At 72.9% G+C, this 11,684-nt stretch carries 13 protein-coding genes; 5 read left to right on the forward strand and 8 right to left on the reverse strand.

Annotated elements, in window-relative coordinates; all coding sequences use genetic code 11:
- Together OZN99_RS15925 and OZN99_RS15930 are read left to right on the forward strand one after the other, a co-directional pair.
- On the forward strand, positions 1-1,337 hold a 1,337-nt coding region (locus OZN99_RS15925), incomplete at its 5' end, for an MFS transporter (protein ID WP_333779744.1).
- Positions 1,338-1,444: 107 nt separating this feature from the next.
- Positions 1,445-1,918: a VOC family protein gene (locus tag OZN99_RS15930; RefSeq protein ID WP_270936242.1), complete on the forward strand. Its 474-nt coding sequence runs from the start codon at positions 1,445-1,447 to the stop codon at positions 1,916-1,918.
- An 8-nt stretch (positions 1,919-1,926) separates the two neighbouring features.
- Here the strand turns inward: OZN99_RS15930 and OZN99_RS15935 are convergent, their stop codons facing one another.
- Both OZN99_RS15935 and OZN99_RS15940 read right to left on the reverse strand, forming a co-directional pair.
- Positions 1,927-2,898: a tripartite tricarboxylate transporter substrate binding protein gene (locus OZN99_RS15935; protein WP_270936243.1), complete on the reverse strand. Its 972-nt coding sequence runs from the start codon at positions 2,896-2,898 to the stop codon at positions 1,927-1,929.
- 20 nt (positions 2,899-2,918) lie between these two features.
- A complete protein-coding gene (locus tag OZN99_RS15940) occupies positions 2,919-3,785 on the reverse strand; it encodes an MBL fold metallo-hydrolase (RefSeq protein WP_270936244.1) in 867 nt (288 codons plus the stop codon).
- A gap of 137 nt (positions 3,786-3,922) precedes the next feature.
- Between OZN99_RS15940 and OZN99_RS15945 the strand changes: the two genes are divergently transcribed.
- Genes OZN99_RS15945 through OZN99_RS15955 form a run of 3 tightly spaced genes read left to right on the forward strand, consistent with a single transcriptional unit; the run spans position 3,923 to position 7,669 of the window.
- Positions 3,923-5,194 carry a putative DNA modification/repair radical SAM protein gene (locus tag OZN99_RS15945; protein ID WP_270936245.1) on the forward strand — a complete coding sequence of 424 codons (1,272 nt, stop codon included), beginning with the start codon at positions 3,923-3,925 and terminating at the stop codon, positions 5,192-5,194.
- The gene (locus tag OZN99_RS15950) at positions 5,194-6,657 is read left to right on the forward strand and encodes a UdgX family uracil-DNA binding protein (RefSeq protein ID WP_270936246.1); all 1,464 of its coding nucleotides are present in this window, start codon (positions 5,194-5,196) and stop codon (positions 6,655-6,657) included. Before OZN99_RS15945 ends, OZN99_RS15950 begins: the two co-directional genes overlap by 1 nt.
- A gap of 52 nt (positions 6,658-6,709) precedes the next feature.
- Positions 6,710-7,669: a hydroxymethylglutaryl-CoA lyase gene (locus tag OZN99_RS15955; RefSeq protein ID WP_270936247.1), complete on the forward strand. Its 960-nt coding sequence runs from the start codon at positions 6,710-6,712 to the stop codon at positions 7,667-7,669.
- Positions 7,670-7,738: 69 nt separating this feature from the next.
- On the opposite strand, the gene OZN99_RS15960 is transcribed toward OZN99_RS15955, so the two are convergent.
- The 6 genes from OZN99_RS15960 to OZN99_RS15985 all read right to left on the reverse strand — a co-directional run bounded on the left by OZN99_RS15960 (position 7,739) and on the right by OZN99_RS15985 (position 11,540).
- Positions 7,739-8,584 carry a SirB1 family protein gene (locus OZN99_RS15960; RefSeq protein WP_270936248.1) on the reverse strand — a complete coding sequence of 282 codons (846 nt, stop codon included), beginning with the start codon at positions 8,582-8,584 and terminating at the stop codon, positions 7,739-7,741.
- 47 nt (positions 8,585-8,631) lie between these two features.
- Positions 8,632-9,018, reverse strand: a complete 387-nt coding sequence (locus tag OZN99_RS15965; RefSeq protein ID WP_270936249.1) for a histidine triad nucleotide-binding protein — start codon at positions 9,016-9,018, stop codon at positions 8,632-8,634.
- Positions 9,019-9,116: 98 nt separating this feature from the next.
- Positions 9,117-9,722 (reverse strand): phosphoribosyl-ATP diphosphatase, encoded by a 606-nt coding sequence (locus tag OZN99_RS15970; RefSeq protein ID WP_270936250.1) that lies wholly within the window; start codon positions 9,720-9,722, stop codon positions 9,117-9,119.
- The gene (gene hisF, locus OZN99_RS15975; RefSeq protein WP_270936251.1) at positions 9,722-10,501 is read right to left on the reverse strand and encodes an imidazole glycerol phosphate synthase subunit HisF; all 780 of its coding nucleotides are present in this window, start codon (positions 10,499-10,501) and stop codon (positions 9,722-9,724) included. Before hisF ends, OZN99_RS15970 begins: the two co-directional genes overlap by 1 nt.
- Positions 10,502-10,639: 138 nt before the next feature.
- The gene (locus OZN99_RS15980) at positions 10,640-11,179 is read right to left on the reverse strand and encodes a DUF4142 domain-containing protein (RefSeq protein WP_270936252.1); all 540 of its coding nucleotides are present in this window, start codon (positions 11,177-11,179) and stop codon (positions 10,640-10,642) included.
- Between the two features lie 61 nt (positions 11,180-11,240).
- Positions 11,241-11,540, reverse strand: coding sequence for a PGPGW domain-containing protein (locus OZN99_RS15985; RefSeq protein WP_270936253.1), 300 nt, complete (start codon positions 11,538-11,540; stop codon positions 11,241-11,243).
- Between the last annotated feature and the right edge of the window lie 144 nt (positions 11,541-11,684).

Consider the following 11,684-nt stretch of genomic DNA (forward strand, 5'->3'; position numbering starts at 1 on the left):
CTGCCGCCACGGAGGAGCATCGCCATGATCCGCATCGCGGCGCCCGCCGGCGGCGGCCGCGCGCCGTCATCCGCGCCCGCATGACCGGTCCGCCGCGGGCCGCGCGGCGCTCCCCCTTCGCCGTGCGCGGCTACCGCTACCAGTGGTCGGCGGACCTTATGACGTCCTGTGCCCAGGAGATGGAGACCATCGTCCTGGGCTGGTACATCGCGGTGCAGACGCAGTCGGTGCTGCTGGTCACGCTGTTCGGCGCGCTGCAGTTCGTGGGGACGCTGCTCTCGCCCTTCATCGGGCTGGCGGGCGACGCGATCGGCTACCGCCGGGTGCTGGTGCTGATGCGCGCCGTCTATGCGCTGGTGGCGGCGTGCCTGACGGCGCTGGTGCTGCTGGACCTGCTGACGCCGGTGCTGGCGCTGATCGGCGCGGGGATCGCCGGGCTGGTGCGGCCGTCCGATCCCGGCCTGCGCAACGTGCTGATCGGCGAGACGCTGCCCGACGACCGGCTGATGAGCGGCCTCAGCCTGTCCCGCATCACCACGGAATCGGCGCGGGTCGGCGGCGCGCTGGCCGGGGTTGGGGTGGTCGCGGCGCTCGGCATGGGCGGGGCCTATGCGCTGGTGGTCGGGCTCTACCTGCTTGGCATGGTGCTGACTCTGGGCGCAGGCGGCGCGCGGCCGCAGGCGCCGGGCATCTCGGCCAGGCGCGCCACGCCCTCGCCCCTGCGCGGGCTGTGGGAGGCGGCGCGGGCGGTGTGGCAGGCGCCGCCGCAGCTGGCGGCGATGCTGCTGGCGTTCCTCATCAACCTGACCGCCTTCCCCTTCACGCTGGGGCTGCTGCCCTATGTCGCGCAGGAGGTGTACGGCACCAGCCAGGCCGGCCTCGCCTACATGGTGGCGGCGGTGGGCACGGGGAGCATGGTGGCCCTGCTGGTGCTCAACCGGCTTGGCGCCACCGCCCGGCCGGGGCGGATGATGCTGGTGTTCAGCGTGGCCTGGCACGGGCTGGTGATCCTGTTCGGCCAGACGGGGACGCTGGCGTTCGGCCTGCCGGTGCTGCTCGCGATCGGCATCGCGCAGATGCTATGCGCGCTGCCGATCTCGGTGCTGCTGCTGCGCGGTGCGGCGCCGGAGCTGCGCGGCCGGATCATGGGGATGCGCACCCTGGCGGTGTACGGGCTGCTGGTCGGCCTGCTCTGCGCGGGGCCGCTGATCGAGCGGCTGGGCTTCGCGGCGACGGCGGCCGCCTATGGCGCCTTCGGCATCGCGGCCACGCTGTTGCTACTGGCCACCTGGCGCGCGCATCTGTGGCCGCCGCACGCCCCGGCGAATGGCGGGTGAGGGACAGCGCACCGGATCGGGGCGGCGCGCCCGTGGCAGAACCGGGCGCCCGCGGCGACGATGATGCCGGGAGCGGGAAGACCTCTCCCGCTGCGGAAGGACACGCCATGCCGAAGAACACGATCTGCCTGTGGTACGATGGGGACGCCGAGGATGCGGCCCGGTTCTACGCCGCGATCTTTCCGGACAGTTCGGTGAAGGGCGTCTTCCGTGCGCCCAGCGACTACCCTTCCGGCAGGAAGGGCGACGTGCTGACCGTGGAGTTCACCGTCGCGGGGATCCCGTGCCTCGGCCTGAACGGGGGGCCGGTGTTCCGGCACAACGAGGCCTTCTCCTTCCAGATCGCGACGGAGGACCAGGCCGAGACCGACCGCTACTGGGACGCCATCGTGGGCAATGGCGGGCAGGAGAGCGCGTGCGGATGGTGCAAGGACCGCTGGGGCGTCTCCTGGCAGATCACGCCGCGCGTCCTGACCGAGGCACTGGCCGCCGGCGGCGAGGAGGCCCGGCGCGCCTTCGAGGCCATGCTGACGATGCGGAAGATCGATGTCGCCGCCATCGCGGCGGCGCGGCGCGGCTGACGCCCGCCCTACTCGATCCGCCCGAGCTGCCGCACCACGCGGACGCCGCGCGCCGTGTCCTCCTCGTAGAAGCGCCGGAATTCCTCGCCCTCGCGGTAGTCCAGCGTGTTGCCGGCGGTGGCCAGGGCACGGCGGAAGTCGGGATCCTCGGCCACGGCGCGCGTCGCCTGCCGGATCGCGTCCAGCACCGGGGCGGGCGTGCCGGCGGGGGCGAAGAGCCCGACCCAGATGTAGAACTCCACGCCATCGAAGCCGCGCTCGATGAAGGTCGGCACCTCGTCGAGGCCGGGCAGGCGGGTGCGGCCGAAGACCGCCAATGGGCGCACGCGGCCCTCGCGCGCATGCGGCGCGATGGCCGAAGGCGTGGAGGCCATGCACTGCACCTGCCCGCCGAGCAGCGCCGTCATTGCCGGGCCTCCGCCCTGGAACGGCACGTGCAGCAGGTCGAGCCCCGCCTGCTGCGCCAGCATCACCATGGAGACGTGCAGCGCCGAATAGTTGCCGGCGGAGGCATAGGCGAGCTGGCCGGGGCGCCGCCGCGCCTCCGCCACGAACTCCTCCAGGCTGCGGATCGGGCTGGAGGCGGGGACGACCAGCACGGTGGGGTCGGCGGAGAACAGCGCGATGGGCTGCAGCTGGTCCGGCGTGTAGGCCGGCGTGCGGCCGTTGATGCGCGCAGCCTCCGGCACCAGGGTCATGAAGGACAGGCCCATCAGCAGCGTGTGGCCATCGGGCGCGGCGCGCGCGACGAAGGCATTGCCGATCTCGCCGGAGGCGCCGGGGCGGTTCGAGATGGGCACGGGCTGGCGCCAGATGCGCTCCAGCGCCGGGGCGGCGAGGCGGGCCACGACATCGGCCTGGCCGCCGGGCGGGAAGGCGACGACCAGGTTCACCGGGCGCGACGGGAAGGCGCCCTGCGCACGGGCCGGCGCGGCGCCGGCGAGCAGCGCGGGGGCGAGGAGGAGGTGGCGGCGATGCATGGCGGCGTGTCCCGGTTGCGTCAGCGGAAGGCGTAGGCGGCGCCGTCGCGGCGGACGCGCAGCAGGCGGGGGGCGAAGAAGTGGATGGCGCCGAGCGCGAAGCCTTCGTCGGCGCAGCGGTCCAGCAGCGCGCGGCGCGTGGCGGCCGCCTGGTCCGGCGCCTGGCAGAAGCGGGTGTTGAGCTCCGGCGCGAAGAGCTGCAGCGCGTGGTGCATCGGGTCGCCGGCCAGCAGCGCGCCGCCGCCCTGCCCGTCCGAGACCTCCAGCACCATCATCCCGGGCGAGTGGCCGGGCGCGGGCAGCAGGCGCAGGCCGGGCAGGATCTCGTGCGGCGGATCGACCAGCTCCGCAAGGCCGGCTACCAGGATGGGGGCGACGCTGTCGCCGAAGCACTCGTAGTTCCAGACGGGGAAGAGGTCGGGGCCGCCTTCCGCTTCCAGCCGCGGCATGAGGTGGCGGGCGTTGCGGAAGGTCGGCACCCAGGCGCCGCCCTCCATCCGCGTGTTCCAGCCGACATGGTCGTGGTGCAGGTGGGTGTTCACCACATGCGTCACCTGCTCCGGCTGCACGCCGAGGGCGGCCAGGCGCTGCAGCCAGTCCGTGTTGAGGTTGTTGAAGATCGGGAATTTCGAGCGCGTCTTGCCGTTGCCGGAGCCGGTGTCCACCAGCATCACCAGCCCGTCCGGCCCGCGCACCAGCCAGCTGTGGACGCTGGTGACAAGCTTGCCGCTGGGCGGGTCGAAGCTCTCGGGCGGCAGCCTGGGCAGGATGGCGGCGAAGCGCTCGGCGGTCAGGGCCGGGAACATGTCCTGCGGCAGCATGCGCGGGCCGCCGAATTCCGGCACCACGTCCAGGCGGTAGCGGCCGATGGTGAAGCTGTCGCCCATGCGCGTGGTTCCTCCCGGTTCGGGCGGACTATGCCGGCGCCCGCCGCGGGCCGGTAGCCGCCGGCGGGCGCGATGCACCCTTGCGTTTGGCGGAAGGGAACATAACATGAACTGAACCCGATCCTGCGTGAGCCCGGATGGACCTGAAGCAGAAGCTCGAGATCCTCGCCGATGCGGCGAAATACGACGCCTCCTGCGCGTCCTCGGGCACGGCGAAGCGGGATTCGACGCGGGGCGGGCTGGGCAGCACGGAAGGCATGGGCATCTGCCACGCCTATGCGCCGGACGGGCGCTGCATCTCGCTGCTGAAGATCCTGCTGACCAATGCCTGCGTCTTCGACTGCGCCTACTGCGTGAACCGCGCCAGCTCCAACGTGCGGCGCGCGCGCTTCACGGTGGAGGAGGTCGTGAAGCTCACGCTGGACTTCTACCGGCGCAACGCGATCGAGGGGCTGTTCCTGTCTTCCGGCATCATCCGCTCGCCGGACTGGACGATGGAGCAGCTGGTGCGCGTGGCGCGGACGCTGCGCGAGGACCATGGCTTCCAGGGCTACATCCACCTCAAGACCATCCCCGATGCCGATCCGCTGCTGGTGGAGCAGGCGGGCCGGTATGCGGACCGACTCTCGATCAACATCGAGCTGCCGCAGGCCGACAGCCTGAAGGCGCTGGCGCCGGAGAAGGACCTGCCCGCGATCCGCCAGGCGATGGGCGGGCTGCGCGCGCGGATCGAGGGCGCGCAGGACGAGGCGCGCGGCGCGCGCCGCGCGAAGGCGCCGCGCTTTGCGCCGGCCGGGCAGAGCACGCAGATGATCGTCGGCGCCGATGCCTCGGACGACGCGACGATCCTGGGGACGGCGACGGACCTCTATGCGGGCTACCGGCTGAAGCGGGTGTACTACTCGGCCTATTCGCCGGTGCCGGATGCGTCGCGGGTGCTGCCGCCCATCGCTCCGCCGCTGGTGCGGGAGCACCGGCTGTACCAGGCCGACTGGATGCTGCGCTTCTACGGGTTCTCGAAGGACGAGGTCATCGCCGGCGGCGAGGGCGGGATGCTGGACCTGGCGCTGGATCCCAAGACCGCCTGGGCGCTGAAGCACCGCACGGATTTCCCGGTGGACCTGAACCGCGCGCCGCGGGAGCGGCTGCTGCGCGTGCCGGGGCTGGGCGCGAAGACGGTGGAGAAGCTGGTCGCCGCGCGCCGGCACACGCGCATCCGGCTGGAGGACCTGGCGCGGCTGCGCGTGAGCGTGGCGAAGGTGGCGCCCTTCGTTGTCACGGACGACCACCGCCCGCGGCTGCTGGACAGCGCGGGGCTGCGCGAGCGCCTGATCCCCGGCACCGCCTTCGCGGCCGCCGCAGGCGGCGGGGGCCAGGCCGGCCGGCCGGTGCAGATGAGCCTGTTCTGATGGGCGTCGCCGCCGTGCTGCCCGGCCCGGCCGATTTCGCCGCGTGGCGGAACGCGGCACGCGGGCTGCTGGCGGCGGGGGTGCGACCGGAGGACGCCGAATGGCGCGTCGCGGGCGATGCGCCGGGGCTGTTCGCGGAGGATGCGCCCCCGCCCGCAGCCGGCGCCGCCTTCCATGTGCCGCGCGCCTTCGTGGAACTGGCGGAGATCGCCATTCGGCACAGCGACCCGGAACGCTTCGCGCTGCTCTACCGCGTGCTCTGGCGCCTCACGCATGGCGAGCACGCGCTGATGCAGGTGGCGACGGATCCGGACGTCGTGCGGCTGTCCGCCATGGCCAAGGCGGTGAAGCGCGACGCGCACAAGATGCACGCCTTCCTGCGCTTCCGGCAGGTGGAGACGGAGGCCGGCACGCGCCACGTCGCCTGGTTCGAGCCGGAGCACCACATCGAGGAGGCGGAGGCCGGCTTCTTCGTGCGCCGCTTCGCCGGGCTGCGCTGGTCCATCGTGACGCCGCGGCGCAGCGTGCACTGGGACGGGCAGGCGCTGTCCTTCGGGCCGGGCGGCCGCCGGGCCGAGGTGCCGCCGGACGACGCGGTGGAGCCGCTGTGGCGCGCCTACTACGCCGCGATCTTCAACCCCGCGCGGCTCAAGCCCGGCGCGATGCGCGCGGAGATGCCGCGGAAATACTGGCGGAACATGCCGGAGACGGCGGAGATCCCCCGCATGCTGGCGGAGGCGCCGAAGCGCGTGGCGGAGATGGTGGCGCGCGGGGGATCGGCGCCCAACCCGAACCCGCAGCGCCCGCGCCACCTTGCGGCCGCTTCGCGCGTTGCGGCCGACATGGACCTGCTGGACGCCTCGACCGACCCGAAGGCCGCCCTCGCCGCGCTGGCGCGGGAGCTCGCCGGGCGGAACGACCTGCCCGACTTCGCGCGCCGCGCGACGCAGGCGGTGTTCGGAGAGGGACCGATCGGCGCACCGCTGTTCTTCGTCGGCGAGCAGCCCGGCGACGAGGAGGACATCCAGGGCCGCCCCTTCGTCGGGCCGGCCGGACGGCTGTGGAACCGGGCGCTCGGTGACGCCGGGGTGCCGCGCGACGAGGCCTATGTCACCAATGCGGTGAAGCACTTCAAGTTCGCGCCGACCGGCAAGCGCCGCCTGCACCAATCCCCCGACGCTGGCGACATCGCCTATTACCGCCCCTTCCTGCTGCGCGAGATCGGCATCGTCGGGCCGCGGCTGCTGGTGGCGCTGGGCGCCACGGCGCTGCGCGCACTGACCGGCAAGGCGATGCCGGTGATGAAGACGCGCGGCACCATCGTGGACGGGCCGGAGGGCCTGCCGGTCTTCGCCACGGTGCATCCCAGCTTCCTGCTGCGCATCCCGGACCAGGACGGGCAGCAACGCGAATACGCGAAGTTCGTGGACGACCTCCGGGCGGCGCGCGCGCAGGTGCATTGAGCCTCGACCGGGCGTCCCGTCCGTGGCTGGATGCGGCCGGGAGAACGCCGCCATGACCGACCTGCCCGCCGCCGTCGAGATCCGCGAGGAAGGCCCGCGCGAGGGCTTTCAGATCGAGCCGGGGCCGATCCCGAGCGCGCGCAAGGTGGAGCTGATCCAGGCGCTGGCCGCGACCGGGCTGCGGCAGATCCAGGTCTGCTCCTTCGTCTCGCCCAAGCTGGTGCCGGGCTGGGCGGATGCGGAAGCGGTGCTGTCAGAGATCACGCCCCCGCCCGGCGTCGCCTTCACCGCGCTGTGGTTCAACGCGGCCGGGCTGAACCGCGCGCTGGCCTTCAGGGACCGGCTGAAGCTCTACGGCTCGATCTCCTTCGCCGCCTCGGAAGCCTTCTCGCGCAAGAACCTCAACCGGGACCGTGCCGGCCAGATGGAGGCGATGCGCGCGCTGACGCGGACGCACCAGGAGGCCGGCGTGCCCGTCACGCGGGTCTCCGTGCAGGCCGGCTTCGGCTGCAACTATTCGGGCGATGTCGCGCCGGCGCAGCTGGTGCAGGCGGTGGCCGACGGCATGGCGATCGCGGCGGAGTCCGGGGCATCGATCACCGAGGTGACGCTCGCCGACACGATGGGCTGGGCGACGCCGCTGCGCATCGAGCGCGGCGTGGGTGCGGTGCGGGAGCGCTGGCCGGCGGTGCCGATTGCGCTGCACCTGCACGACACGCGGGGCCTGGGCATCGCCAACGCCATGGCCGGGCTGCGGTTGGGCGTGGCGCGCTTCGACACCACCGTGGGCGGGCTCGGCGGCTGTCCTTTCGCGGGGCAGCCCGGCGCGCCGGGCAACATCTGCACGGAGGAACTCGCGCTGCTCTGCGCGGAGATGGGCATCGCCACGGGCGTGGACCTGGATGCGCTGATCGCGGCCGGACACCTGGCGGAGGAGATCGTCGGCCACCGCCTGCCGAGCGAGCTGCTGCGATCCGGCCCGCTGGACGCGTTCCGCAGGCGGGCGGCCTAAAGCATTCTCAAGCGAAGGGGAATCGCTTGGCGACTCGGAAAATGCGATCAAACAACATGCTGGCGCCCTTCAGTTCAGCCGCGTCCGCAGCTCCTCCAGCAGGCCGCGCACGCGCGATGCCTGCGGGCCGTCGGGCGAGAGCTGCAGGAATCGCTCCAGGCTGGTGATGGCCGCGGTGATGTGGCCCAGGCGCTGGTGCATCAGCCCTGCCTCGCGCCAGAGCGGCGCGGCGTCGGGCGCGATGCGCAGCATGTCCTCGGTGCAGGAGACGGCGCCCATCAGGTCGCCGTCGCGCAGGCGGCGCACCTTGATGTTGTTCTGCAGCCGGAGCAGCACCGCGCGCTTGCCCATCGGCGCCAGCGTGTCGCGGCCGAGCTCCGCCGTCTCGCCGGCGAACTTCTTGAGCAGGGCGCGCAGGTCGCGCGCCTCCAGCGGCGCGCCGCCGCCGAAGACGTCCACCACCACCTGGCCGCGGCCCGAAAGGGCGACGAGGAAGTGGCCGGGGAAGTCCACGCCATGCGCCTCCCACCCCGCAGCCTCGGCGGCGTGCAGCCAGAGGATGCCGAGCGCCACGGGCAGGCCGCGGCGGCGCTCGATCACCTTCAGCAGGTTGGCGTTGGACAGGTCGTCATAGGTCTCGGCGTCGCCGGCATAGCCGAAGGTCTCGTGCAGCAGCCCGGCCAGGGCGGCGCGGCGGCGGGAGAGGTCGCCGGCGTCGGCCTCGGGGTCCGCCGCGGCGGCCTCCACCGCGGCGCGGGCGATGTCCGACAGGTGCTGCTGCGCGGCCTGCCAGTCCGCGACCGGCGCATCCACGCGCGCCAGCTGCAGCGCGACGGTGGCGATGTCCAGCTCGGCGTCGGGCATCTGCCCGGCTGCCTCCAGCGCGGCGCGGGCCTCGTGCAGCGGGTTGGTCATCGGGCCTGCGTCGCGCGGTTGGGGCGGCGGGTCAAGCGCGGCAGGCTTCAACCCGCCTCGCGCGGCACCATGCGGCCGATGCGCCGGCCGGCGAAGATGTGGACGTGGAAATGCGGCACTTCCTGGCCGCCATCCTCGCCCATGTTCGACAGGATGCGGTAGCCGCCGGCTTCGAGGCCAAGCTCGCGCGCCACCTTGCCGACGGCGCGCCAGAATCCGGCGATCTCGGCGTCGCTGGCATGGGCACTGAAATCGGCATGCGAGCAGTAGGCGCCCTTCGGGATCACCAGCACATGCACGGGCGTCTGCGGGTTGATGTCGTGGAAGGCCAGCGCGTGCTCGTCCTCGTGCACCTTCTTCGATGGGATCTCGCCGCGCAGGATCTTCGCGAAGACGTTGTTCGGGTCGTAGGGCGGCAGGCCGGTCACGCGCATCGCGGGGCTCCCGGGGAAGGGGGGTCAGGTCGGCCCGGTTTCTGGCGGCGCCAGGGCGAAGGCGCAAGCGGGTGCCGCCTGGCCCCGCCGCGGTCCCGTCACGGCAGCTTCGTGGTCTGCGCCGCGCGGATCAGGCCCTTTGGCCGCGCGGCCTTCTCGGCGATGCCGCTGATGCCCTGCCGGCGCGCGAGCTCGGCCCAGACCTCGTCCGGCCGGATGCCCGCATCCACCCAGACCACGACCAGGTGATAGAGCAGGTCGGCGCTTTCCATCACCGTGGCGGTGCGGTTGCCCTGCGTCGCCTCGATAACGCATTCCACCGCCTCCTCGCCCAGCTTCTGCGCGACCTTCGCGGTGCCGCGGGCGAGCAGGCGGGCGGAGTGGGAATGCTCCACGTCGCCGGCCAGGCGGCGCGTCTCCACGGTGCGCCACAGCGCATCCAGGATGGAGGCCTCCGCGCCGTTGACGGCGAAGGGTGCGCGGGCGGTGGCGCCGGGGTCCACGGCGGGCTGGACGAAGCTCTGCGGGCGGGGGATTGCCGGCGGCAGGGGCAGTGCGGCGGCCCGCTTCTGCGCCTTCTTCTTCGCCTTGGGTGCAGGCTTCGGCTTGGCCTTTGCCTTCAGGGCCTTTGCCTTGGGCGGCTTCGCCTTCGGGGCCTTGGGGGCTTTCGCGGCCTTGGCGGCCTTCTTCGCGGGCTTGCCCATCAGGGGGCCTCCGAGACCGGGCGGATCGGCAGTCCCGCCGACAGCAACGCGGCCTTGGCGTCGGCGATCCGCATCTCGCCATAGTGGAAGACGCTGGCGGCCAGCAGGCCGGTGGCGCCCGCCCGCGCGCCCTCGACGAAATGCGCGGCGTTGCCGACCCCGCCGGAGGCGACCAGCGGCAGGCGCACCGCCGCACGCACCGCGCGCAGCAGCTCGAGGTCGAAGCCCTGCTTGGTGCCGTCGCGGTCCATCGAGGTCAGGAGGATCTCGCCGGCACCGCGGGCTTCCACCTGCTTCGCCCAGTCCACCGCGTCGATGCCGGTGCCGCGGCGGCCGCCATGGGTGAAGACCTCCCAGCCGCTGGAGGTGGCGCCGGGGCTGCGGCGGGCGTCGATGGCCACCACGATCGCCTGGCTGCCGAAGGCCTCCGCCCCGCGCGTGACCAGCGCGGGATCGGCGACGGCGGCGGAATTGACCGAGACCTTGTCGGCGCCGGCCAGCAGCAGCTTCCGCATGTCCTCCACGCTGCGCACGCCGCCGCCGACGGTCAGCGGGATGAACACCTCGGCCGCGGTGCGCGAGACCACGTCGAGCATGGTGTCGCGGCCTTCGTGGCTGGCGGTGATGTCGAGGAAGGTGACCTCGTCGGCGCCTTCGCGGTCATAGGCGCGCGCCTGTTCCACCGGGTCGCCGGCGTCGCGCAGCGCGACGAAGTTGACGCCCTTGACGACGCGGCCGTCCTTGACGTCGAGGCAGGGGATGACGCGCAGGGCCAGCACCGGCGTGCTCCGGGGCGGACGTGTCCGGGCTAGGACCTCGGTCCGGGTTGTGGGGTCCGCGCGATGTGCGCCGATGCCGCGGCCCGGTCAAGCCGGAAGCGCCCGCCCGGGACGGGGTCCCCGGGCGGGCCGGCCAGGTCAGTCGTTGCGGGGCGCCTGCAGCGTCCGGGCCATGGCAAGGTGCTGCCGGATCATCGGGGCATGGCGCTGCGCGAAGGCCTGGATCGCGTCGTCGTCGCCGGCATTGGCATAGGCGTCGTAGGCGGCCGTGGCCTCCTCGTGGCCCTCGATCTGCTGCTGGACGTAGGTGCGGTTGACGAAGTCCACCGTCTCCTGCCGGCGCAGGGTCGCCAGCAGCACGGCATGCCGGTCGTCGAGGCGCGTCGGCATGCGGTTCAGCGCCGTCGGGATCGCCATCATCTCGTTCGACATCGCGGTGTGGTGCTCGATCATGCGCTGGGCGAATTCGCGGATCTGCGGGTGTGCGCTGCGGATCAGCAGGAAGCGGCTCGACTCGATCTCGAACATGTCGCTGATCGCGGCGAGCGTCACGAAGGCATCGGTGCCGACCGGCGTCGGCGCCAGGCGCTGGATGACGTTGAGCTGCGCGGCCGCGGGCCGGAACTGCGCGGCGAGGGGCAGGGCGAGCAGGCCGGTGGCAAGGATGCGTCGGCGCATGGGCATTCTCCCGGAGGTTGCGTGGTCCGCCCCCGGAAACGATCCCGGCCGTGGCGCGGTTTCAGGCGCGGCGCAGCAGGCCGCGCAGCTTCTGCCACTGCGCGCCGACGCGCGCGACCAGGCGCTGTTCCATCCCTTCGACCTTCGCAACCGTTTCGGGCCAGCGCGATTCGATCCAGCCCATGCCGCGATGCGCCCAGATGTACTGGTGCCGCAGCACGAAGGTGCCGAGGGCGAGGAAGAGGAAGCCCTGCAGGAAGGGCAGCACGAGGCCCAGCACGCCGAGGCCCATGAGGCTCCAGCCGGCGGCCTTGCGCCGGATCGAGGGACGGAATTCCATCATGTCGCGGCAGATGGCCACGGCGCGCGCCGGGTGCAAGCGAGGCCGCCGGGCGCGCCTCAGCCCGCGAGGGCGCGCGCGATCGGCTCGGCGCGGGCACGTTGCCCGTCCGCACCGAACAGCACGCCGCCGCGCAGCGCCACGCGGCAGGGGCTGTTGCGCAGC

Origin of the sequence: Falsiroseomonas oryzae, from assembly GCF_027856955.1 — a bacterium.
In the GTDB taxonomy this organism is placed as follows: Bacteria; Pseudomonadota; Alphaproteobacteria; order Acetobacterales; family Acetobacteraceae; genus Falsiroseomonas; species Falsiroseomonas oryzae.

Excerpts from the sequence above, each read along its gene's own strand:
- OZN99_RS15930 (WP_270936242.1), top strand. The coding sequence starts at position 1,445 with ATGCCGAAGAACACGATCTGCCTGTGGTACGATGGGGACGCCGAGGAT.
- OZN99_RS15935 (WP_270936243.1), bottom strand. The coding sequence starts at position 2,898 with ATGCATCGCCGCCACCTCCTCCTCGCCCCCGCGCTGCTCGCCGGCGCC.
- OZN99_RS15940 (WP_270936244.1), bottom strand. The coding sequence starts at position 3,785 with ATGGGCGACAGCTTCACCATCGGCCGCTACCGCCTGGACGTGGTGCCG.
- OZN99_RS15945 (WP_270936245.1), top strand. The coding sequence starts at position 3,923 with ATGGACCTGAAGCAGAAGCTCGAGATCCTCGCCGATGCGGCGAAATAC.
- OZN99_RS15950 (WP_270936246.1), top strand. The coding sequence starts at position 5,194 with ATGGGCGTCGCCGCCGTGCTGCCCGGCCCGGCCGATTTCGCCGCGTGG.
- OZN99_RS15955 (WP_270936247.1), top strand. The coding sequence starts at position 6,710 with ATGACCGACCTGCCCGCCGCCGTCGAGATCCGCGAGGAAGGCCCGCGC.
- OZN99_RS15960 (WP_270936248.1), bottom strand. The coding sequence starts at position 8,584 with ATGACCAACCCGCTGCACGAGGCCCGCGCCGCGCTGGAGGCAGCCGGG.
- OZN99_RS15965 (WP_270936249.1), bottom strand. The coding sequence starts at position 9,018 with ATGCGCGTGACCGGCCTGCCGCCCTACGACCCGAACAACGTCTTCGCG.
- OZN99_RS15970 (WP_270936250.1), bottom strand. The coding sequence starts at position 9,722 with ATGGGCAAGCCCGCGAAGAAGGCCGCCAAGGCCGCGAAAGCCCCCAAG.
- OZN99_RS15980 (WP_270936252.1), bottom strand. The coding sequence starts at position 11,179 with ATGCGCCGACGCATCCTTGCCACCGGCCTGCTCGCCCTGCCCCTCGCC.